General features: G+C 42.0%; 19 protein-coding genes. 16 read left to right on the top strand and 3 right to left on the bottom strand.

Translation table 11 applies throughout. The features are described 5' to 3' along the window. Positions 1–7 precede the first annotated feature (7 nt). From BM377_RS12325 to BM377_RS12315, 3 genes are read left to right on the top strand one after another with little or no spacing between them, the layout of a single operon-like run. Positions 8–685 carry a uracil-DNA glycosylase gene (locus BM377_RS12325; RefSeq protein ID WP_092248832.1) on the top strand — a complete coding sequence of 226 codons (678 nt, stop codon included), beginning with the start codon at positions 8–10 and terminating at the stop codon, positions 683–685. A gap of 12 nt (positions 686–697) precedes the next feature. Next, positions 698–1,984, top strand: a complete 1,287-nt coding sequence (locus BM377_RS12320) for a diaminopimelate decarboxylase (RefSeq protein ID WP_092248828.1) — start codon at positions 698–700, stop codon at positions 1,982–1,984. Positions 1,985–1,989: 5 nt separating this feature from the next. Beyond that, a complete protein-coding gene (locus BM377_RS12315; RefSeq protein ID WP_092248825.1) occupies positions 1,990–2,886 on the top strand; it encodes a tyrosine-type recombinase/integrase in 897 nt (298 codons plus the stop codon). A gap of 50 nt (positions 2,887–2,936) precedes the next feature. Here BM377_RS12315 and BM377_RS12310 read toward each other — a convergent pair whose 3' ends face one another. Together BM377_RS12310 and BM377_RS12305 are read right to left on the bottom strand one after the other, a co-directional pair. Then, positions 2,937–3,965, bottom strand: coding sequence for a 3-deoxy-7-phosphoheptulonate synthase (locus BM377_RS12310; RefSeq protein ID WP_092248822.1), 1,029 nt, complete (start codon positions 3,963–3,965; stop codon positions 2,937–2,939). Positions 3,966–4,036: 71 nt separating this feature from the next. Further along, positions 4,037–6,124, bottom strand: a complete 2,088-nt coding sequence (locus BM377_RS12305) for a TaqI-like C-terminal specificity domain-containing protein (protein WP_092248820.1) — start codon at positions 6,122–6,124, stop codon at positions 4,037–4,039. Between the two features lie 104 nt (positions 6,125–6,228). Here BM377_RS12305 and BM377_RS12300 point away from each other — a divergent pair, with 104 nt between their 5' ends. Further along, positions 6,229–7,257, top strand: a complete 1,029-nt coding sequence (locus BM377_RS12300) for a hypothetical protein (RefSeq protein WP_092248817.1) — start codon at positions 6,229–6,231, stop codon at positions 7,255–7,257. Between the two features lie 15 nt (positions 7,258–7,272). Next, entirely contained in the window at positions 7,273–8,379 is a 1,107-nt protein-coding gene (locus tag BM377_RS12295) for a cation diffusion facilitator family transporter (RefSeq protein ID WP_092248814.1), read from the top strand. Between the two features lie 84 nt (positions 8,380–8,463). Here the strand turns inward: BM377_RS12295 and BM377_RS12290 are convergent, their stop codons facing one another. Continuing rightward, positions 8,464–9,801, bottom strand: coding sequence for a putative bifunctional diguanylate cyclase/phosphodiesterase (locus BM377_RS12290; RefSeq protein WP_158588931.1), 1,338 nt, complete (start codon positions 9,799–9,801; stop codon positions 8,464–8,466). A 176-nt stretch (positions 9,802–9,977) separates the two neighbouring features. On the opposite strand from BM377_RS12290, the gene BM377_RS12285 reads away from it, so the two are divergent. From BM377_RS12285 to BM377_RS12235, 11 genes are all read left to right on the top strand, one after another. Continuing rightward, a complete protein-coding gene (locus BM377_RS12285) occupies positions 9,978–10,610 on the top strand; it encodes a C39 family peptidase (protein WP_092248808.1) in 633 nt (210 codons plus the stop codon). 29 nt (positions 10,611–10,639) lie between these two features. Next, the gene (locus BM377_RS12280; protein WP_092248805.1) at positions 10,640–12,538 is read left to right on the top strand and encodes a C1 family peptidase; all 1,899 of its coding nucleotides are present in this window, start codon (positions 10,640–10,642) and stop codon (positions 12,536–12,538) included. A gap of 37 nt (positions 12,539–12,575) precedes the next feature. Further along, positions 12,576–12,866, top strand: coding sequence for a hypothetical protein (locus tag BM377_RS12275; RefSeq protein WP_143104510.1), 291 nt, complete (start codon positions 12,576–12,578; stop codon positions 12,864–12,866). Between the two features lie 365 nt (positions 12,867–13,231). Continuing rightward, positions 13,232–14,437 (top strand): cobalt-precorrin-5B (C(1))-methyltransferase CbiD, encoded by a 1,206-nt coding sequence (gene cbiD, locus BM377_RS12270; RefSeq protein WP_092248799.1) that lies wholly within the window; start codon positions 13,232–13,234, stop codon positions 14,435–14,437. A gap of 51 nt (positions 14,438–14,488) precedes the next feature. Beyond that, a complete protein-coding gene (gene trpS, locus BM377_RS12265) occupies positions 14,489–15,583 on the top strand; it encodes a tryptophan--tRNA ligase (protein WP_092248797.1) in 1,095 nt (364 codons plus the stop codon). After that, a complete protein-coding gene (gene glgA, locus BM377_RS12260) occupies positions 15,583–17,028 on the top strand; it encodes a glycogen synthase GlgA (protein ID WP_092248795.1) in 1,446 nt (481 codons plus the stop codon). The genes trpS and glgA overlap by 1 nt, the downstream gene beginning before the upstream one ends. A 122-nt stretch (positions 17,029–17,150) precedes the next feature. Further along, the gene (locus tag BM377_RS12255; protein ID WP_092248793.1) at positions 17,151–18,878 is read left to right on the top strand and encodes a sensor histidine kinase; all 1,728 of its coding nucleotides are present in this window, start codon (positions 17,151–17,153) and stop codon (positions 18,876–18,878) included. Between the two features lie 9 nt (positions 18,879–18,887). Then, positions 18,888–20,483 carry a response regulator gene (locus BM377_RS12250; protein WP_092248790.1) on the top strand — a complete coding sequence of 532 codons (1,596 nt, stop codon included), beginning with the start codon at positions 18,888–18,890 and terminating at the stop codon, positions 20,481–20,483. Positions 20,484–20,592: 109 nt separating this feature from the next. Continuing rightward, the gene (locus tag BM377_RS12245) at positions 20,593–22,131 is read left to right on the top strand and encodes an ABC transporter substrate-binding protein (protein ID WP_092248788.1); all 1,539 of its coding nucleotides are present in this window, start codon (positions 20,593–20,595) and stop codon (positions 22,129–22,131) included. A gap of 35 nt (positions 22,132–22,166) precedes the next feature. Further along, positions 22,167–23,081, top strand: a complete 915-nt coding sequence (locus BM377_RS12240) for an ABC transporter permease (RefSeq protein ID WP_092248853.1) — start codon at positions 22,167–22,169, stop codon at positions 23,079–23,081. A 10-nt stretch (positions 23,082–23,091) separates the two neighbouring features. Next, complete coding sequence (locus BM377_RS12235; RefSeq protein WP_242948169.1) at positions 23,092–23,976, top strand: carbohydrate ABC transporter permease; 885 nt, start codon at positions 23,092–23,094, stop codon at positions 23,974–23,976. Positions 23,977–24,092: the final 116 nt, after the last annotated feature.

Below are 24,092 nucleotides of genomic sequence, written 5' to 3'. Positions count from 1 at the left end.
TAAACTAATGTCGATGATCACGGGGATGTGGCTTGATGCTCTTTCCGATGAGTTTAAGAAGCCATATTACAAGCAGCTTTATAGCTTTATAAAAGACGAATACAGTAAGAGCGTGATATATCCGCCTTCAGAGGATATTTTTAACGCGCTTCATCTTACTCCGCTTGATAAGGTCAAGGTTCTTGTTTTGGGACAGGACCCTTATCACGAGCCCGGACAAGCTCACGGATTATCTTTTTCCGTATTGCCCGGTAAGGCTGACACACCGCCGTCACTTGTAAATATTTACAAGGAGCTTTCCGATGACCTTGGATGCTATGTTCCCAATAACGGTTATCTCAAGAAATGGGCAGATCAGGGAGTACTTCTTTTAAATACTGTTCTGACAGTTAGAGCTCATCAGGCCAATTCTCATAAGGGAAGAGGTTGGGAGCAGTTCACCGACGCCATTATAAAGGCCGTAAACGAGCAGGACAGGCCTATTGTTTATATGCTGTGGGGTAAGCCCGCACAGATGAAAAAATCGATGCTAAACAATCCCAAACACCTTATTTTGGAGGCACCTCATCCCAGCCCGTTATCGGCTTACAGAGGGTTCTTTGGATGCAAGCATTTCAGTAAGTGCAATGAATTTTTGGCAAATAACGGTTTATCGCCGATTGATTGGCAAATAGAGAATATTTAATACAGGGAGGATATTATGAAAAAACCATTTGTAACAAAGGAAAAAGTAGAAGAGATCGCAAAGAAGATCCCTACACCCTTTCATCTTTATGATGAGAAAGGCATTGTGGAGAATGCCAAGGCGGTTTATGAAGCCTTTTCATGGAATAAAGGATTTAAGGAGTATTTTGCGGTTAAGGCTAATCCCAACCCCGTATTACTTGATCTTTTAAGACAGGAAGGATGTGGCTTTGACTGCTCATCCAAGACTGAGCTTTTGCTTAGCGGCGCTGTAGGAGCGCAGGGACATGAGATCATGTTCTCATCAAACGATACACCCGCAGAGGAGTTTGTTCTTGCAGATAAGCTTGGCGCCATCATCAATCTTGATGATTTCACACACATTGATTTCCTTGAGAAGTCGATCGGTAAGATTCCCGAGACTATCTCATGCAGATACAATCCCGGCGGAGTTTTCCAGATGAGTAACGGGATCATGGATAACCCGGGAGATGCCAAGTACGGACTTACAACTGAGCAGATCTATGAGGCATTTAAGATCCTCAAGGAGAAAGGTGCCAAGAGATTCGGTATTCACGCTTTCCTTGCAAGTAACACTGTAACCAACGAGTATTATCCCAAGCTTGCGGGACAGCTCTTTGAGCTCGCTGTAGATCTTCAGAAGAAGACAGGAGCCAAGATTGCATTCATTAACCTTTCAGGTGGCGTAGGAATCCCTTATCAGCCCGATCAGGAAGGCAATGATATCTATGCTATCGGACAGGGTGTAAAAGAGCAGTATGAGAAGATTCTTGTTCCCGCAGGAATGGACGATGTTGCGATCTATACAGAAATGGGAAGATTCATGATGGGACCTTACGGTGCACTCGTGACCAAGGCTATTCATGAGAAGCACACATACAAGGAGTACATCGGTGTTGACGCATGTGCGGTTAACCTTATGAGACCTGCTATGTACGGTGCTTACCATCACATCACGGTTCTCGGAAAAGAGAATGAGCCCTGCGATCAGGTTTATGATGTAACAGGTTCACTTTGTGAGAATAATGATAAGTTCGCTATAGACAGAAAGCTTCCCAAGATTGAAAAAGGAGATTATCTCTTTATTCACGATACCGGAGCTCACGGTTATTCAATGGGCTATAATTATAACGGTAAGCTTAAGAGTGCCGAAGTTCTTCTGCAGAAGGACGGAAGCTTCAAGCTTATAAGAAGAGCAGAAAAACCTATGGACTATTTTGCAACTTTCGATTGCCTCAATGTTTATCCTAAGATCTGCAAGATTGTTGAAGAGAACTGAAATGTATGAATGAACAGATTGAAGAATTTGTAGATTACCTTACAGGTGTAAAAAAGACTTCAACCAATACGATTATTTCATATAGGCGTGATCTGGAGAGGATGGCCGGATATATGAAGAAACGCGGGATTACCTCCGTTTCAGATATCACCGGCGATCGTCTCATGGATTATGCTGCAAGCCTTCGGGAAGAGAATTTTGCGCCGTCATCGATCATAAGGCACAACACTTCTATGAAGGCTTTTTTTAGGTACATGGTAGAGAACGGCAATATTTCCGATGACCCTGCCATAGTCTTAAAAAGTCCCAAAGCTGTGACATCCAAGCCAAGGATCCTTTCAGAGACCGAGGTTCAGGCTCTTTTGTCTCAGAAATTCCCGGAAAATGCCAAGGGCGTAAGAGATAAGGCAATCCTCGAGCTTTTATACGCAACAGGACTTAAGGCCGGTGAGTTGGTCGCTCTGGAGCTTTCCAATATCGATCTGAGCATAGGATGTCTTAGACTTAATAAGGGAAAAGAAAATAAGGCCGAGAGGATCATTCCCTTCGGAAAGATGGCAAAAGATGCGATGATGCATTATCTTCTTGATGCAAGGGCGCAGCTTTGTGAAGGAGAAGATATAGAAAAAGAAAAGACGGTATTTCTTAACTGCGACGGTAATCCAATGAGTCGTCAAGGGCTCTGGAAGCTTATCAAGACTTATGTCAAAAAAGCCGGAGTAAGCTCTGATATAACTCCGTACACATTGCGTCATTCTTTCGCCGCTCATCTGGTCGATAACGGCGCAGATATCTCATCTATTCAGGATATGCTGGGATTTAATGACAGTAATACACTAAGCAGATATATAGAAAAAGAGGATAGAAGTAAAGATCCTTATGAATGGGCAAGATTAAGATAAAAAAGGGCGGTGAATAATTCACCGCCTTTTCTTTTATTATACGTTTTTTATTATACATTCTCTGCCATTTCGAGGAGAAGTCTTTCTGTGTCGGCCCAGCCAAGGCAAGGATCCGTGATGGATTTACCGTATACGCCTTCACCGATCTTCTGGCAACCTTCCTCAATGTAGCTCTCGATCATAACACCCTTAACAAGCTTCTTGATCTCGGGATTGTGATTTCTTGAGTGAAGCACCTCTTTCACAATACGGATCTGCTCCTTGAACTGCTTGTTGGAGTTGTTGTGGTTCGCATCAATGATAGCTGCGGGATTTACAATGTTGCGCTCCTCATAAAGAGAAAGAAGTAAACTGAGATCCTCGTAGTGATAGTTCGGAATTGACTGACCATGCTTGTTGCTGGATCCTCTAAGTACGCAGTGTGCAAGAGGATTACCGTTGGTCCTAACCTCATAGCCTCTGTATACGAAAGAGTGAGACTGCTGAGCAGCGTATACTGAGTTAAGCATTACGCTGAAGGTTCCGCTTGTGGGATTCTTCATTCCTGCGGGAACGTCAAAACCACTGGCTGTCATACGATGTTCCTGATCCTCAACTGAACGAGCACCTATAGCAACGTAGGAGAGAATATCAGCCATGTAGCCCCAGTTCTCGGGATACAGCATCTCATCCGCAGCAGTAAGACCTGATTCTTCGATAGCTCTTATCTGCATGTGTCTCATGGCAATGAGACCTGCGCGGAAATCTGTCTTTCCTTCGGGATCCGGCTGAGAAGTGATTCCCTTGTAGCCGTCACCTGTTGTACGAGGCTTGTTGGTATATATTCTGGGAATAAGGATAAGTCTGTCCTTAACCTTGTCGTTTATTTTGCCGAGTCTTGAAACATAATCGCAAACGGCATCCTCATTGTCTGCAGAGCAAGGGCCTACAACAACAAGAAATTTATCGCTTTTTCCCGTAAACACGTCTGAGATCATTGCATCTCTTTCTTTTTTAAGAACTGCAAGCTGATCGGGTAAAGGAATCTCATCCCTTATCTCATCGGGTGTGGGAAGCTTTTGTATATATTCAAAAGACATTAATAAATTACCTCCGTATAAAACATTCGATTTACACTATAACACTTTAAACTGTAAAAGTAAACTAATTTTTATAAACTTTGTTTTTCCTTGCATTTTTCACAGATATAGTGATATTCTTTATCGTTTAGTCCGTATAAATATGCAATCTTATGATCTATGTTGTCAGCAATAGAAGTGCTTACGTAGGATTTATTGCTTTCCGATCGTGCATCTTTTATTGAACTTATAAGCTCTTTGGCAAGCTCTGTGATCTCTTCAATAGTTTTTGCATCGCATACGGGGATCGGAAGAGACTCGATAGCAGAGCGAAGTACTTTCATATTCTTAAAAGAGTTTTTGTAATAATAGCTTATTACTGGCGAATTAAGTACGCAGAGTATGTATAGCGCAGTGTATTTTGGCACTTTCGGTATCATGATATTTGCACTGTTTAAAGAAAGTAATCCCGTGTCGTCGTAAGCAAATACGGGTCTGCTGCAGATGAAACGGTACAGAAGTTTTTCTTTTGCCCTGTAATAACACTCGTCCGCGCATTGCTGGAATTCATCCGGGTTATATACAATGTACGACGCCGGGGCGGAAACCACGTAAGAGTTGATATTACTTCCTTTTGCTATTGGTTCGAACCCCTTTGAGCAAACATCCGACAACAGCTTTTTATTGTTTCCCGTTACGATTCCGAGTGCAAAATCTGCCTTATCTTTTAACGTAAAGTGTTCTGAACTCTCTATTTTCTTTATCAGCTCGTAGTCTTTACTTCCGCATAAAATATGAAAAGAGCTTTCTGATAATCTGTCTGATGCTGCTTTAAAATCATCAATTTTGGATAGTCCTGCTTTTCTTTTGTAAAAAGAAATATTTATATCTTCATGATTAGCGACTGCGGAGGCTTTACCGGAGGCACCTTTTTTGACAGTCAAAATAATGCATGGACACTGAACCTTGTCGAAAATATCTCCAAGGTAAGAAATGCCTGTGACACAGCCTTTTGACAGGATCTCTTTTCTTATAGAAAGATACATATCAGATCCGAGAAGTGTCTCGGGAAGAAGATATGTAAGCGTACCGTTATCTTTTAATACAGACAGGCCCTTTTCTATAAAAAGAGAAAATGATTCGGGCCTTGCGCTTGACGAAAGCAAAGGAAAAAACTTTTTTAATCGTTTTATGTCGTATGAGCTAAAAGAGTAGCCCCACGGCGGATTACCGAGGATCACGTCAAAACCGCTATTTGGAGAAAACGGCTTGTCGTCGGCTCTTTTGTCTGCAGTTTCAGATGTAAGGAAGTCCATTTCCTTAATGTTATTCATAAGAACATCCGCGCTTTCCTGGGACTTAAGGCCGTATTTGAGCGCGAGATTTATCCTTGCTATGCATACGGAAATCTTATCGATGTCGCAGCCATAGATGTTTTCTATTGGTATGTTTTTGGGAAGCCTTATAAGAAAATTTCCGCTTCCGCAGGCGGGATCGAGAATCTTGGCATTATTGGGGGATATCTCTTTTAACTTAGAAAGACAGGTGTCGACTGCGTAAAACGGAGTATAATATGCCCCTTTTGATTTTTTGTCACGGAGTCTTCGAAGCGAGATGTAGAGCATTCCCAGAGTATCTTCGCCTTCAATATATGTAAGCGGATAGTCGTTCAACACAAAACCAAGGTTCATGATTTCTTTAAGATGAGCTGTTACAGCGTTTTCAAAGTTCGCTTCCGTTGCGTGGTCATCTCTTTTAACATGGAGAAGATCATAGATCAGCTGCTTGTAATAATCCGAGCTTACGCCGTTACGATTAAGCATGGTAAGGGCATAGAAGGTAATGAGATCGGCGATGTCGATGCCTCGTTCGCTATACATAATATAAGAAATGAGCTTCTTGATATGCTTGTAATTAGGGGATTTCTTGCTTATATAGGACTTTGGGATAAAGTTTTTTTCAGATAAGCTCTTGTTTCTCCTACTTTGTAAAAGAGAAGATGATTCAAGGGCTTTCTTGGCTTTTTGGACATCAGATAAAGAGAGAATATATCTTTCTCCCTTTTTTTTACCGGACAGTTTTCCGAGTTTGATCCAATTGGCGATCGTCGCCCTGGATATTCCCAGCATTTCTGCGGCTTCTTTTGAAGTTATGTTTATGTCTTCGCCTTTTTTGCCCATAGAATAATTATCATGGTTTTGAATTCTTTTTTCAAGAAGAAAGGTATACTGTGATATAATTCCATTGTTTGATAATATGTTTATAAAAGGAAAAGGTGTAAGAGATGATGAAAAAGAAGTTATTAAATAAAGTAAGTGCCACTGTTTTGGCAGGCCTGATGTTGTGCTCGATTACAGGATGCGGGGAAGAGATCGATGCGGAAACCGCAGAGACGAGCCAAGAGGAGCTAACTTTGCAGGATGTTACTGAGGATGCCACAGGCGCAGCAACATCGGATGATGCCGGCGACACTGCAACATCAGCAGGTCAGGAGAGCGTAGATGATCCTTATATCAGTAAGGCTTTATCTGTGGCCGGAAATGTACCTATGGATGTGCAGGAATCTCTTGTTGATGACTTTGACGGAGACGGAGATAAAGAGGCTTTTGTTTTTCTTGGCGGAGAGCCGGATGAGATCATCGGAAGCAATGGCAGTTTATGGTTTGTAAGCGATGATTCATGCGAGCAGGTTTTAGAACAAAAGAATATAGCCGTGAATGAAAAAGGATCTGTATTTGAGCCAATGACGGTTGAAAATGTGAAAATTGTTATGCTGACGGAAGCTTATATATCAGAAGCATATTCGAAAATATTTTTCGTAAAAAACGGAAAATGTGAAAAATCACGTATATCCGGAACAGGTTACTTATATACCGACGAAAAGATTGATGATTTTTTGGTTTCTCACCCTGCCTATGATATGTGTGTTGAATATGAGATCGGGGCAGATGAGAGCGAGAAGATGGCTACGGGACATACGTGGAAGAATTACTACGCTTACTTTGATAAAGATAAGCAGGATTTTTGCTACTATGGCGCGCATTCCATTACCGAAGATGAGCTTGCTTCAATATGCGGAATTGATCTTGCCTCGGAGATACGAAATGAAGGTTTCCAAGTAGACGATATCTACAGAGTTGATAACGGAGTAGTGATCGTAAACTACAGTGAAGAAACACAAAACGGTAATACTGTTTCAATAGAATATCATAATGCCTCATTTTATGAGAAAACCAAACAGTTTCTTGACTTTGGTATCGATGGCGACAAGCAGTGGCAGAAGTCGGATCAGGGCGGAATCTATTCATTTTAATATAAGGAGCTAAGTATGGACAGAACGAAAACGATAGTAAGAACCGGAATAATAGGAATTGTAGCAAATCTCATATTATCGGCATTTAAGGCGTTTGTGGGAATCCTTTCCAATTCCGTTGCTATCACGATGGATGCGGTAAATAACTTAAGCGATGCGATGTCATCGATCATTACTATTATAGGAGCGAAGCTCTCGGCAAAAGAGCCCGATAAGAAGCATCCTTTCGGATACGGCAGAATAGAGTACATGTCAGCTGTTGTTATCGGTGTTATCATTCTCTACGCCGGAATTACATCGCTTATCGAGTCCGTTAAAAAGATAATTCATCCCGAAGTACCTGATTACGGCGTTCCTGCACTTATAATAGTTGCGACGGCTATAGTGGTTAAGATCGCACTCGGCTTATTTACCAAGAAGACCGGTGAGAAAGTAGATTCGGATTCACTTGTTGCATCGGGAAAGGATGCACTTAATGATTCGATCATATCAACCGCAACACTAGCCGCAGCATTAATCTTTATCACTACAGGACTTAGTATTGAGGCTTACATCGGTGTGATCATTGCTTTCATCATTATTAAGACAGGCTACGAGACACTTAAGGATACGATCAGTGAACTGCTTGGTGAGAGAATAACTCATGAGATGTCAAAAGAGATCAAGCATGTGATCAGAAGTGTTGACGGTGTAAAGGGAGTGTATGATCTTGTTGTACATAACTACGGTTCCGAAAGCCTTATGGGCTCGGCGCATATCGAAGTTGATGATACCATGAACGCGGTTCAGATCGACCGTATAGAGCGCGAGATCGCTAAGAAAGTCTTCATTGAAAAAGGTATCAGCATGACGGGAATATCTATTTATTCATCAAATACCAATGATGAAGCGGCAAAGGAAGCTCACTTAAAGATACGTGAGCTGATCAAGGATTATCCCGATGTGCTTTCTACACACGGTTTTTATATGAACTCTGAGACAAAAGAGATTCGTTTTGATCTTGTACTTAACATCGAAGCCAAGAACAAATTTGAAACACATGCAGCTGTTCTTAAGAGAGCAAGAGAGCTGTATCCTGACTATGATGTTGATATCCAGATTGATTACAATTTCTCGGACTGATCATATATACACTCATATCTACACAAATAAAAGCATGGCTTGGAATTATATCTAAGCCATGCTTATTATTTTGATCAAATAATCTTATGCTTCCGAAACCAGAAGATTTCTAAATTCTGTCGATGCAAGGGGCTTTGAGAAATAGAAGCCCTGAATCTCATCGCATCCGGCGTTCTTAAGAAGGAAATACTGCTTGGAGTTCTCAACACCTTCGGCGATTACCGTGAGGTTGAGAAGCTTGGCAATCTCAAGAATGCATCCGAGTAAGTTCTTGCCCTTGTTGTTCTCGGTTATATCTTTTATAAATCCAATATCGAGCTTAAGAGCATCGAGTGGAAGATTGGTTAGCATGTTGATTGATGAATAGCCCTTACCGAAGTCATCCATCTCAACCATAAAGCCTTCTCTCTGGAGCTCTTTTACAACAGAAACAATCTGTTCAACATTATCTGTATAAGCGGTCTCAGTGATCTCAAGATGAAGATCGCCGGTCTCAATATCGTAATCCTTAATGAGCTGCTTGAGGTAATCTATAATGTCGGGATCGAAGATATCAACTCGTGAAACGTTGACGGATACAGGAATTGAATATCCAAGTTCGTCCTTCCATCTGCGGATCTGTGCCGCAGCCTCGCGCCATACATATCTGTCGAGCTGTCTGATAAGACCGTTCTCTTCAAATAAAGGAATGAAGAAATCAGGCTTAACAAGACCGAATTCCGGATGCTTCCAACGGATCAAAACCTCAGCGCTCGTAAGCTTGGGGAGATTACCGTGTACGTTGTACTTAGGCTGAAAAGCAAGAGAGAACTGATTTTCAGCAAAAGCAGAGCCAATGCTGTCCAGCAGCCTTGCCTCAAACATTTCTTTTTCATGCATCTTGGAATCGTAGATCTCGTAACAGGTAGCGTGCCCCTTAGTGATGGAATTGCAAGCCTGCATTGCTCTGTCAAAGCGCTGCTCAATGGTTGCATCCTTGAAGAGATCGGGGTATATACCGATCCTGACGCGAATGTCAGGGGTCTTCATCATATGTGCAAGTTTATCAGATACCTGATGTATCAAAAATTCGTAGCTCTTCTGATGCTTGATGTACATGTAGAATTTATCAGCATCATATCTGCAGGCGATGCCCCCGTGTTCCTTGGCAGTCTCGGATACGCAATCCGCTATTGCACAAAGGACTTTATCTCCAAACTTTCTTCCGTATAACTCATTGATAAGGTGGAATTTATTGTAATTAAGAACTATAGCATCAACGCCCTCGAGAGGGTGCTTCCTATCAAAGTCTTTAGCTAGTAAGAAAAATTGTTCCTTGGAACATAAACCGGTTAAAGGGTCCACTGCCGGAGCTTTAATGATATCGTGATAAGTATTTAAACCGAGGCTAACTGAATCTGAGGATCGTGGCGATACGTTCATAGAGTTATTCTCCTCGCTTCCTTCCCTATTAAGTAATGCATTTAAGCTAGCTTCATTATACATTTAAATATTCCAAAAAACATAAAGTTCGCAAAAAAATCACAAAATAATCATATTTAGCCACAGAATGAGCTATAATCATTAGTAACAACTAATATTTTTACAGGAAAATAGGCATGAAAAAGAAACCATACGGCGGAATTCTCAGTATTCAGCACTATCTTATGCAGCAGTACGGGAAGATGGGTACCATGATAAAAAGAGGTCGTCCTCTTTCCATCAACACGGATTCCATGGAAACAATAAGCGGAAGACGCACAAGGAACTGCTCTGTAGTGGCGGTTACGAGAGTGATCGATTATTACAGACAAAAAAATGAGATTCAGAGTATTCCGGGTGAAATAAATATCATTTACAAAAAGGTTGAAGAGATAGCGGAAAGCTACGGCTACAGCGACAAACGCGGAACAGTACCTTTTTTTATCTCGGGTATATCAAGAGAAGCTTTTAAAGAATACGGTATCAAAGCTAAGTGCAAAGGTCACTACATCTTCAGCTTTGACAGACACATCAAAAAAGAGATAGACAGCGGAAGACCTGTTATCATGAACATAGCAAGGGGCTTTTACAAGGATCACACGATCGTAGTCGCAGGCTACAGCATCTGGAGAGTTAACGGAAAAGAGTACCCAATGCTTCAAGTGGTAGACGGCTGGAAGAGCGGCTTTCACTATCTTGATTATGAAGCATTTGCAAAAGATATAACGCAGTCAATATTCGGTTCATTTAATACAACTTATTTAAAATAAGCAAAATTAGCAGCGTGAGGGATAAGGACTTGAAGAAAAAGGCGGTTTTAGCGTTAGGATTATCTGCAATTCTCATCGCAGCAGTTGCCTTGGGAATTTCTACACATATGCATAGGGAGCAAAAGCCCCTCAATCCCGCAAGACGAGACGGGGAGGTAACGGTTGTCGATGTTCCGGAAGACGACCAGCTTTCGCTTGTTTCAGGCGAAAAGGATCCCGGTGTCGGCGGTTCGTTTTCTGAAGGAGAGCAGGGAAACAGTGGTTCCGGTCAGGCTTCCGAAAATCAATCGGCAAAAGAGATCGTGGATCAATTGGATGCTGATGATATATGTGTCATAAACGAGGCTGTTACGGTTTCAGATGCCGGAAAAGAAGCCTTTTTTGCAAATGATGAATATAAGGACGTAACTCCGATCGATTCGGAATATCTTTTATCTACACCTCTTCCAAGTAAATACGATGCGCGAAACGATGGCGGTAAGTGCTATGTGACTGCGCCGGAAGACCAGGGCTATTCATATTTGTGCTGGGCGTATGCGGCGATAGGAGCTATCGAGAGTGATATTTTAAAGAACCACGAAGATATCTCATATAAGAATCTTAATCTTTCGGAAAAGCATCTTGCGTATTACAACGTGCATAAAACAGCAGGTTCTGTCGGCGGATATATTGATGACGATTACAGAGTGCTTGTAAATCCCGATAACGAAGAAAACGCCTGGATATTTGATTATGACACAGGTTACGTCGCTGTCGGCGGAGTTACCGATTATTGTATAAGTCTTCTTACCGCGTGGAAAGGCCCTGTTTACGAGAAAGGCAACAACGCATTTAAGAGTATTTACGGCAGCGAATATTTGTTTAAGGACAACAAGGATAAGCCTTCCGGAGCATATGACGCCGATTTTCATGTGCAGGACGTAAGTCAGGTGAGAGGCGATATTTCAAACAACGATCTTATAAAAAGAATGATCCTTAAGCACGGAGCTGTTACCGCAGGCGTAAACTCCGCTGAGAAGTTTTGGAAAAACAGTCACAGATCGCTCTATTCATTTTTTGAAGATGAGAAGATTCCGACCGCCGATCACGAGATTTCAATAATCGGATGGGATGATGATTACAGCGCCGCCAATTTCAGCTCAAGACCTTTCGGAAACGGAGCTTGGCTTTGCAAGAACAGCTGGGGAGATACGGCGGGAGACAAGGGCTTCTTTTATCTTTCGTATTATGACGACACGTTGTCTATAGACAGTATTTCCGCATATTCCGTTGCGGCAAAGAGTGACAGTGATTTTTATGACAACAATTATCAGGTGGCGGGCTTTCTTACCAACTTGGAGAGCACTCTTGATGATTCACTAAATACCGTTTTTGCATATAAAAATACCGATAAGCCATACGCAGTAATGTATGAAGCACAGGCTGATGAAACCCTGAAGGCTTTCGGATTTATGAGTCTTGATTGCTACGGGCAGTATGAGGCAGAAATCTATAAGAATGCGGAAGTAACGGATGGTAAGATCGATCTGAATAAGTTAAAAGAGCCTGTGTATGCGCAGAAGATTTCGGCTGTAAGTGCAGGTTTTCATACATTTCCGATTGATGCGGGACAGGACACGGAAGACGATAAGAACTCCGATATCAGCGGCATAGAGCTTAAAAAGGGAGATACCTTCCTTGTAGTCATAAAGCCCGTGCGTGAACAGCAGCTTGTCTTTGAAGCTGCGGCCGATAATATAAGTCCCAAGAATTATGATGAGTGGAAGAACCTTACGGGAAGCTTTGAAAACAATTATTCTGCGAGCGGAAACAGCTACTATCTGTCTGATGACGAAGCATTTCTTGAAAGTCAGAGTGACAAGGACTTTTTTATAAAAGCATATACGAATTTTGGAGAACAAACGTTTGAAAACGCCGATGAAATGTGATATATTGTGTGTAGAAAATAAGAAAGGCACAATATATATGGCAAAGAACGATAACGAATTAGATCAGATAAGTACAACAGATAAATTAAAGGCATTCAAGGCACTTAAGGATGCAGGGCTTCGCGTAGAGATGAGCGGAAGCGGCGTTCCGACTGTTATTTGCGAAAGCGCTGAGCAGATCGCAAAAGATACCAAGAACGTACGTAAGATTCTCAAAGAGATCAGATATAACGGAAGCTTTGGAGTAAGAGCCCCCAGAAAGACGGATCAGATTTCGGTTGATGAAGTAAAAGAAACTCCCAATGAAGCACAAGCGCTTACAGCGTGATAAGGAGACGCAAGCCACACTAAACTCGAAAGAACCTCGTTAAGTGTAGTTGCGTTGTTCGCACTAGCTTCGAAAATACCTCAGCAAGTGCTCTACAAAAAAAAACGCACCTATCGGTTAGGTGCGGAATTTTGGGAGGAGGGGTCGACCGGTGGGGAGCCAATCGACCCGGTATGAAAAAAGTTTTGTTGGGGGAGTCAGAAGTTTTCACTTCTGATAGTATTATATTAAGTAATAGATTTGTACAAAGTATGGACAAATTATAAATTAAGCATAAAGTAAATCGAAATAATAAATAACTTACAAACGAAATATAGTATAATTTTATTATAATAACAAGCGAAAAAAGTTTGCGAGGATAACGTATGGATAGTAATGTGGCTAGAAACGCAGGGTTGATTCTTAGCCCACTGACAACCGGAGATTGTGCTGCAGCTGCTGCAAGAGCGGCTGCGGCTTGTTTGCTTTTCAGAATCGACTACGAGTTTGTAACGATCAAACATCAGGGCGGTAATTCACGAACTATTTCCGTTTACAAGGTAGAAGATGACTGTGATGAGGATCACGCTCATTTCTATGCCATCATGGAGGGCGGAGCAGCTCCGGATATAAGAGAGAGCGCCGAGATTCATGTTGATGTTTCCAAGATAACGGATTTTCGTAAAGTTGATGATAGTGTACATGTTGATACAAGATACGGCAATCTTTTCATTAAGGGCGGAGAAGGCATAGGTATTGCTTTTGACGGTGTTCCGGGTATTAAAAGAGGCGAAGCGCTTATTGAAAAAGAAGCAAGGAATATGATCTTTGATTCCGTTGCCAATGTATGTGAAACTGCGGACGGGGCTCAGCTTCTTCTTATCACCGTAAGTTGTCCCGAGGGAATGATGATAGCTGCCAAGCAGTCAGTCGGACAGAGCGCTTTTGCGGGCGGAATTACCATCATGGGTGAATGCGGAACGGTATCTCAGGTTCACCAAAGAGATATCGTAGGTTCCATAGAGAATCAGATAGAGAAACAGATGGCGATGGGAGTTAACAACCTTATCATTTCTCCCGGTAATTATTGCGCCGACGACGTATACAGAAACCTTCATGTGTCTCTTAATACATCCATATATTGCTTTAATTTCCCCGGCTTTGCAATCGACGCTGCCGTTAATGCGGGAATAGAGAGCATTCTTCTTGTAGGAAACGCGGGTAAGCTTGTTAAGCTTGCTGCGGGAATTATGAATACCAATTCCTATGCATCCGACGGAAGAAGAGAGATATTTGCGGCTCATACAGCAATCGTCGGTGGTACATCAAGTCAGGTCAGAACCGTTATGGCGTGTGTTACCGTTGATGAGATCTTATCGCTTCTTGATACATGGGGACTTCGAGAAAGAGTTATGGCAAGTATCATGAACGAGATCGACAGAGCTGTCGAAAACAGATGCCATGGCAAGCTGAAGTTCGGTGTAGCGCTGTTTTCTGAGGCGTTTGGGCTTCTCGGCACGACCAAGAATACCAGAAATGTGATAATCAAAGTTTCTCAAGATCAATACGCATTGTCACTCAAGTTAAAATAAGGTATTCTATATATACATTTTTAAACTAGATTATTTAGGAGATTCATCAAGATGAGTAAGATTATTTTGACCGGAGATCGCCCTACAGGTAAGCTCCATGTAGGACATTACGTAGGCTCTTTAAGGAGAAGAGTGGAGCTTCAGAATTCCGGCGAGTTCGATAAGATTTTTATTATGATCGCCGATGCACAGGCTCTTACAGATAATGCAGACAACCCGGAGAAGGTTCGTCAGAATATCATTGAGGTAGCGCTGGATTATCTTGCGGCAGGCCTTGATCCCGCCAAGTCTACACTCTTTATTCAATCACAGATTCCTGAACTGACAGAGCTGTCATTCTACTACATGAATCTCGTTACTGTTTCAAGACTTCAGAGAAATCCTACAGTTAAGACCGAACTTCAGATGAGAAACTTCGGAACAAGTATCCCTGTCGGATTCTTTACATATCCTATCAGCCAGGCTGCAGATATCACTGCTTTTAAGGCTACGACCGTTCCTGTCGGAGAAGACCAGGAGCCTATGCTTGAGCAGTGCAAAGAGATCGTAAGAAAATTTAATTCTGTATACGGTGAAGCGCTTGTTGAACCACAGATCCTGCTTCCCGATAACGCTGCATGCTTAAGACTTCCCGGAATAGACGGCAAGGCCAAGATGAGTAAGTCACTCGGCAACTGCATCTATTTATCCGAGGAACCTGATTCCATCAAGAAGAAGGTTATGAGCATGTTCACAGATCCCAATCATTTGAGAGTAGAGGATCCCGGTGAAGTAGAGGGCAATCCTGTATTCATTTATCTTGACGCGTTTGCAAGGGATGAGCATTTTGCTGAATTTGCTCCCGAATATACATGTCTTCAGGAGATGAAGGATCATTACAAGAGAGGCGGACTCGGAGACGTTAAGGTCAAGAAGTTCCTCAACAGCGTACTTCAGGCAGAGCTTGAACCTATCAGAACCAGAAGAAAGGAATTCCAGAAGGATATTCCTTATGTATACGAAGTCCTCAGAAAGGGCAGCGAAGTAGCCAAGGAAGTTGCTGCGCAGACTCTTTCCGATGTTAAGAATGCAATGAAGATCAATTATTTCGACGATAAAGAACTTATAGCTATGCAATCCGCAAAGTATGAGGAGATGTCAGAATAATGAAAAAAATCCTGTTTGTGGCTTCAGAAGGAGTGCCTTTTATCAAAACGGGAGGACTTGCCGATGTTGTGGGCTCTCTTCCCAAAGAGATCGATAAAAGATACTTTGACGTTCGTGTCATTTTACCTTTGTATAAGTGCATCAGCCAGCAAATGAAAGATAAGATGGAATATATATCCAACTTCTACATGGATTTCCATTGGAAGAATGAGTATGTAGGTATCTTCAAGGCTGAAGTTGACGGCATTAAGTACTATTTTATTGACAATGAGTTTTATTTTAACGGAATGAAGCCCTACGGGGATGACACAGTATTTGAGATTGAGAAGTTTGCTTTCTTTTCCAAGGCAGCGCTTTCAATTCTTCCCGTCATCGATTTCAGACCCGATATCATTCACTGCCATGACTGGCAGACCGGACTTGTTCCCGTATATCTCAAAGAGAGATTTCAGGGAAATGAGTTCTTTAGAGGCATAAAAGCCATAATGACAATTCACAATCTTAAGTTCCAGGGAAAATGGGATATTAAGACTGTAAGAGATATCACGGGACTTCCCGATTTCTACTTTACATCTGATAAGCTCGGACTCTTTAAGGACGCCGATCTTTTAAAGGGCGGTATTGTTTATTCCGACGCTGTCACAACCGTTAGTGTTGCGTACGCAGAGGAGATCAAGACCGAGTTTTACGGAGAAGACCTCGACGGACTCTTAAGAGCCAGAGCGGGCGATCTTCGAGGTATCGTCAACGGTATTGATTACGATGAGTTCAATCCCGAGACCGATGAGTATATTCCATACAAGTACAATGCGATCAATTTCCGTAAGGAAAAGATCAAGAATAAGAGAGCACTTCAGAAGGAGCTCGGACTTAAAGAAGACGATAAGTGCATGATGATCGGTATCGTTTCAAGACTTACCGACCAGAAGGGCTTTGATCTTATCAATTGTATACTCGATGAACTTTGTCAGGATGCAATTCAGCTTGTGGTTCTCGGAACCGGTGAAGAGCAGTACGAGAATTCCTTCAGACATTTCGACTGGAAGTATAATGACAAGGTTTCCGCCAATATCTATTATTCGGAACCTATGTCACACAAGATATATGCCGCATCCGATGTATTCCTGATGCCTTCACTGTTTGAGCCCTGCGGACTTTCACAGCTCATGGCACTCAGATACGGAACGATTCCTATCGTAAGGCAGACAGGCGGACTTATCGACACCGTCGAGCCCTATAACAAGTACGAGGGAACCGGAACAGGCTTTGGATTCCTTAATTACAACGCTCACGAGATGCTTGATACCATTCGTCAGGCCGAGCACGTATTCTATGACAAGAAGCGCGAATGGAACAAGATGATCGACAGAGCCATGGCCGTTGATTTCTCCTGGAAGGTTTCAGCCGAGAAATATCAGGAAATGTACGACTGGCTTGTCGGATAACTTTATTTGTGTTAATAATTGAATATAGACGTTTATAATTAAGACACTTTTCCGGGGGCAAGGGGAAAGTGTCTTTTATAGCTTTAATAAAGCTTTTATTTAGATTATGAGGGTGTTCCCATATGCGCGTTAAGAGTGAATCTTCGGTCATTCGCAAGACCATAATATTCATAGTTATACAAAGTATTCTTATTGCTGCCGTTTTTGGAGTGTACGTAAACAATTCGTACAGAAACATCAGAAGTTCGCAGGTTTCTTCGGCTGAAAATCTTGTTGAGGTGTATGGGCGCGAGCTTGATAATAAGATACAGTACGCCGACATGCTCCTTGAGCAGATGATCTATAAAAACGACAATTACAGCATGCTTAAGAGCGGCAAGGAATCCGACAGATACTACGCCTCCGTCAGGTTAAAAGAGATGATGGAAGAGGCGGTATCAGCCAATCAGAACAAAGTTACTTTTGTTATCGCGGAGAGTACCTACAATACTTGTCTTGATTTTTCCAACACAACAATAAGCTATAAAGACAGGGATTATCTAAGATCTTTTACCATGGAAAAAGCGTCTTTGGGACGCGCAAAAGCCGACTGGAAGATTGAAAAGATAGGAGATGCATCATACCTTTATAAGATTTACGTATGGCAGAATGAAGCGGCGGCCGTATATATTTCCATGAACAGCTTTTTGGGAACAGGTAACACAGGTGACCTCTCAGAGATGGCGATTGTGCTTTACGAGCCCGAAAGCAAGGTAATCTGGGGGATATTCGGCGAAAAACCGGGGGATGTCAAAGAAGGAGATAAGCTTTTTGATATAACTGAATTTGCTCCCAGGGGAAAAGAATATGTGCTTGGCGCCGAGAACTACCGTATAAGAGCGTACGCCAAGGAAACATTCAGCTTTAAATTCCTTCAGCTCGATGTATGGGCGATGCTGGCGATCATCCTGATCCTTTTTGCCTATACAATGTTCATGATAAGACACCTTAGAAAGAGCATAATAAAGCCGGTCGGAAAGCTTCAAAGAAACATGGAAAAGATACAGCTTGGCGACTATGAGCTTAGAATATCCGATGAATTCGGAAGCAAGGAGTTTAATCTTTTAAAGAACACGTTCAACAAGCTTATGGATGAGATCATGGGACTTAAGATCAAATCCTATGAGAAGCAGATAACGCTTCAGGAGACCGAGCTTAAAGCGGTTAAATTACAGATAAGACCTCACTTTTTCCTGAATGCGATGACAACTATATCAAGTCTTTCGCAGCAGGGGAAAAATGAGGAAATAAGGCGCTATATAGACTCTTTATCCAAGAACATCAGATATATGTTCAGATCGGGACTTCATACGGTGACGCTGGATGAAGAGATAAGGCACGTCGAGAACTATTTTGAAATGCAGGAGCTTAAATATCCGGGCTGCGTCTTTTTCTACATTGATGCAGCGGACGATGTAAGAGACTGGAATATCCCGCAGATGCTCATTCATACGGTGATCGAGAACGAGTACAAATACGCTGTTGATATAAATTCAATGCTCACGATACTCATTAAGGCAGAACCGGTAAAAAGAGATAACGAGGAAATGCTTAGGATCGTGATTGAGGACGACGGAAGCGGATACCCCGAGAATATCCTTGATGAATTTAACAACAGCTTATCGACTACACCTAAGGACGGAAGCAGAGTGGGACTCTTTAGCATCAAGAGAATTCTTGAGATCATGTATGAACGAAACGATCTTTTTGAGATCAGTAATATCGAGCCGCACGGCTGTAAGAATACGATGTATATTCCGAGAACGCCCAAACACGAAGTGGATGAGCATGCAAGGATAAACATAGATTAAAGGAGCATTATGAGAGTACTTATTGTTGATGATGACATTGCAACCGTTGATGTCATCAGGGATACCGTGGATTGGACATCACTTGATGTGGACGATGTTTTCACCGCGTACAATATCAAAGAAGCCAAGAAAATCCTTTCGGATGAGCCTATCGATATTGTTATCAGTGACATTGAGATGCCCAAGGGAAGCGGTATTGAGCTTTTAAAATGGTATAGGGAACAGGAACTTGACGGAGAGTTCCTCTTTTTGACGTGCCATGAAAGCTTTGACTACGCGACAAGTGCAATGAAGCTCCACGTTTTTGAGTATCTCCTTAAGCCCTTTGATGTTCATGTTATGGAGGCGACGCTCCGCAAGATGATCGGTGATCTTCTGGATAAAAGAAATATCAAAGAAACCAGCGAGCTTGGCAAGTGGGCCAAAAAGAACACAGCAAGGCTCTATAACAATTTCTGGATGGATATTCTTACTTCCAAGATCTCGCCGAGTGCTTCGGATATAGAAAAAGAGATAGCTTCAAGGCGACTTGATGTTGACCCGAAGGGCCTTTACAGACTCGTTGTATCAAGGCTTTCAGGTATTGAAAAAGACAGAGAAATGATAAGTACAAGCCTCATCCTCTTCATACTGGAAAACATCCACATGGAAGTCCTTTTGGGAGATCCGCAGGCTAATTTTACAACCGGTTTTGAAGTTGGCGGGGAAGTATTTATTGTATCGGTCGTGCCCGTGGAAGAAGGAAAAGAAGAGCTGTCCAAAAGAGATATCCTGGAAAAATCCAAGGTCCTTCTTACGCAGCAAAAGAAGATATTATTCTCTGAGATGACTACATGCATCGGAAGATGTGTTCAAATGCATGAGTTTTACGATGCATATCAGACAATAAAAGGCCTTATCCAAAAGAACGTATCCTATTTCGGAACAACTTTTTGCGAGGAGGATGTGGCTCAAAATCGCAGCTCACTTGGCATAAACCTTGATTCTGCGAAGCTTGAAGCGCTTCTTTCATCAAATAATAAGATGGAATTTATGAGCATTATCAAAACCTGCTTAAACGAGACATCTAAGGGCAATGCGCTTACCGATGATGCCCTGAACAGGCTTGTTAAAGAAATTCAGCAGATCGTCTATACATATCTTGGCAAAAAACAGATCGGAGCTATCGGGCTTATTGAGGATGAAAACCTTGGTAAGCTTGAAAAGAATGCGACAAAATCTGTTATCGATATGATAAAGTGGGCAAACTATCTTCTTGATGCCACATTTGAGTATGAGAAAAAAATTCTGAAGAGTTTCACTATTTGCGATAAAATAAATACGTATATTCGTCAACATTATAAGGAACATATTGGTAGAAATGAGATAGCGGAGGAGTTTTTCCTTGCTCCCGAGTACCTTTCCAAGGTCTACAAGAAAGAAACCGGTATCTCGATCAATGAAGCTATAGCTGCTTGCAGGGTAGAACAAGCCAAGCTCCTGCTTGACAGGGGAGAGAGAGTCAGCGACGTCGCAGAAAAGGTGGGGTTTGATAACTTTACCTATTTTTCAACTACATTCAAAAAAATTGAAGGAGTATCACCGACCAAATATAAGAAAAAATAACCGGAAATATGGTAAGGCGTTTTTTTGAAAATTAATATCGCTTTTTTTAAAGAATCACTTTTTTTCGAATGATAATCTTAAACCATCAAAAAAGGGAGGTTCTATTATAATGAAAAACGTAAAACGTATTCTGGCATTAGTTCTTACAGCAGCAATGGCATTCACGGCTGTTGCATGTTCGGATCCTACGGCACAGCCCGACGCGGGTTCTACAGATGCCGCAGTTTCTAAGGAAGACGGGTCTTATGACCAGGTCACCTATGCTTATTGTACTTTCAATAATATTCCCACAGAAGAAGATCTTGATGAGGTTGAAGAAGCCATCAACAAGATAACAAGAGAGAAGATCGGAGCAGAGATAACTCTTATGCCCATTCAGATCTTCGAATATTCCAGCAAGATCAATCTTGCACTCCAGGGCGGAGAAAAGATTGATATCTTTGAATCACTCGGTGATTTCGGTTCATATGTTTCAACAGACATGTGCTACGACATCACTGATATGATCGATACCTATGCTCCCGGTGCAAAAGAGATAGTCGGTGACAGCTGGCTTGAAGCTTGCAAATCGAACGGAGTTCTCTACGGTATCCCCACAATGAAACCCATCGCACTTACACCAATGCTCATCTATCGTCAGGACATCGCAGACGAGCTTAACATCGACATGAGCAAGGTTAATTCAATTGAGGATGTAACTTCTGTTCTTGAAACAGTTAAGGCAGGACATCCCGATATGATCCCTCTTGCAGCCGTTCAGACAGGAGAGATCGGACTTTCAACAAACTACGGCGAAGTTGATTTCCTTAACGATGACAGATATAAACCCATCGGCGTACTTATGTGTGATGATCTTACAGTAACCGATCTTTACGGAACAGACAGATTTAAGGATCTTTGCAAGCTTGTAAGAGGCTGGTATAACAACGGTCTTGTTATGCAGGATGCCGCTACAACCAACTCAGCCGCTGCAGAGACAATGAGTTCAGGTAACTACTTCGGATATCTTGCCGCATACAGCTATCCTGAAGAGGATACGGCAGTTTCACTTGAGGCACAGGTTGCAGGCTATGATCTCGGAGCAAAGATCATCGGTGATGCTTACCTTTCAACAAGTGATATCAATGCGATAACATTCATGATCGCATCAACTACAGATGTACCCGAAGCTGCACTTAAGTTCCTTGACCTTACATACACAGATCCCGAGGTTATTAACCTTCTTATCTACGGTATCGAAGGAAGAGACTATGTAAAGAATGCTGACGGCTCCGTATCTTATCCCGAGGGACAGGATGCTGCTACAGTTCCTTACACAGCACAGCTTTCATGCGGAACACTCGGAAACTTCTTTAACATGTACCAGATGGGCGTTGCTAACCCTGATTCACTTCAGTGGGAGCTTGATCAGAACAAGAACGCCAAGACTTCACCTGCTATGGGCTTTACCTTTGATTCAAGCAATGTAAAGACACAGTACACAGCGGTACTTAACGTAATATCACAGTATCTTCCCGGACTTATCTGCGGAAGCCTTGATCCCGACACAGAGATAGATAAGTTTATCCAGGCTCTTAACGATGCGGGCTATCAGGATATTCTTAACGAGAAGCAGGCACAGCTTGATGCCTGGAAGGCTTCCAAGTAATGACTTTGGAGGGTAAAGGAGTGAAAGAGACACCTATGAAAAGCAAAAAGAAGAGGTTTAAAAATCTGCCCCTTTCTTTGATAGCACTTCCCGGAGTGATATATCTTCTTATAAACAACTACATACCGATGTTCGGAGTATTTCTGGCATTTAAGAAATACAGCTTAAAGAAGGGAATCTTCGGAAGCGATTTTTGCGGATTTGATAACTTTAAATTCCTCTTTAAGACTAAAGACGCATTCATCATGACAAGAAATACGGTGCTTTATAACATCGCATTTATCATCATAGGAACAATACTTGCGATAGCCGTTGCCATCATGATGTGTGAGCTCGGAGACAGAAAAAGAGTAAAAGGCTTTCAGGCTCTTTTGCTATTACCCAATCTTTTATCCTGGGTTGTTATAGGATTTATAGTTTACGCATTTTTAAATGCGGATTCAGGCTTTTTAAACAATACCGTACTTAGGACACTGGGAATCAACCCCGTGTCCTGGTACGCTACAACGGGTCCCTGGCCGGCGATTCTTATCATAGTTTTCCTGTGGAAAAATATGGGTTACCAGTCGATCGTTTACATGGCCAGCATATCCGGAATAGATAAATCTATCTATGAAGCAGCCGCTATAGACGGAGCGGATAAGATGACACAGATCTTTAAGATCACGCTTCCTTTGCTTAAGCCTACGATAATCACACTTGTGCTTATGTCTATAGGAAGAATTTTCTATTCCGATTTCGGACTTTTTTATCAGGTTCCTCAAAACTCAGGTGCACTCTTTAACGTGACACAGACTATCGATACCTATGTTTACAGAGGACTTATGGAACTAAATGACGTCGGAATGTCTGCTGCGGCGGGCCTTTATCAGTCATTTGTCGGCTTTATCTTAGTTCTTTTGGCTAATTTTACAGTCCGTAAGATTGATCCGGACAATGCACTTTTCTAAGGAGATGGAGATGACAGAGAGTAAAACATTTAACAGAATTTCCACGATCATACTGACTATTCTCGTAGTATTCGCCATGCTCCCGATAGTTTTGATAGTAATGGCTTCGTTTACGGCAGAGACCGCACTTGTAAGAGACGGATACAGATTTATCCCCAAAGAGCTCAGTCTCAATGCCTATTACTACATGATCAAGCAAGGAAGACTGATACTTAGATCATACGGAATATCATTCCTTGTTACCTTTGCCGGAACCGCGATCAGTGTGCTTCTTACAACAATGCTCGCATATCCGATGTCGAGGAAATCATACAAATACAGAAACGCACTGGCGTTTTTTGTATTCTTCACAATGCTTTTTAACGGCGGAATCGTACCTTCTTACATCATGTGGACAAGATTTTTCCATATCAAGGATACGATCTGGGCTCTTATGATCCCTAACTACCTTGTTACCGCTTTTAACGTAATACTTGTAAAAAACTATTTTCAGAACAGCGTTCCCGATTCTCTTATAGAAGCGGCGCAGCTTGACGGTGCAAGTGAATTTAAGATCTTTTTCAAGGTCATGCTTCCCCTTGCGATACCTGCTGTCGCTACGATAAGTCTTTTTACGGGAATAGCTTATTGGAACGACTGGACCAACGGTCTTTACTATGTAAATAACGAGAAGTTCTACAGTATTCAGCAGCTTCTCATGAAGATAATGAGTAATATCCAGGCGCTTCGTTCAAACTCGAACGCATCACTCCTCGGAACAGGCGCTGTAGAGCTTCCGAGTACTTCGGTAAGAATGGCTATGGCGGTTATCGGAATACTCCCGATTGTCATTATTTATCCTTTTGTACAAAAATATCTTGTAAAAGGCGTAATAGTCGGCGCCGTTAAGGGATAACAAAAAGATAATTTTTGACAATCCAAAGGTTAAATAAGGGAAAGAACAGAAAAGGTTTTGTTAATACAATCAAATTAATAAAAAAACCGGGGTATTTCAAAAAGGAGGATACTTAT

It is taken from the genome of Butyrivibrio sp. INlla21 (assembly GCF_900116875.1).
Taxonomy (GTDB): Bacteria; Bacillota; Clostridia; order Lachnospirales; family Lachnospiraceae; genus Butyrivibrio.
Note: the sequence above shows the minus strand (reverse complement) of the source record. Positions and strands in the feature narration are given on the sequence as shown.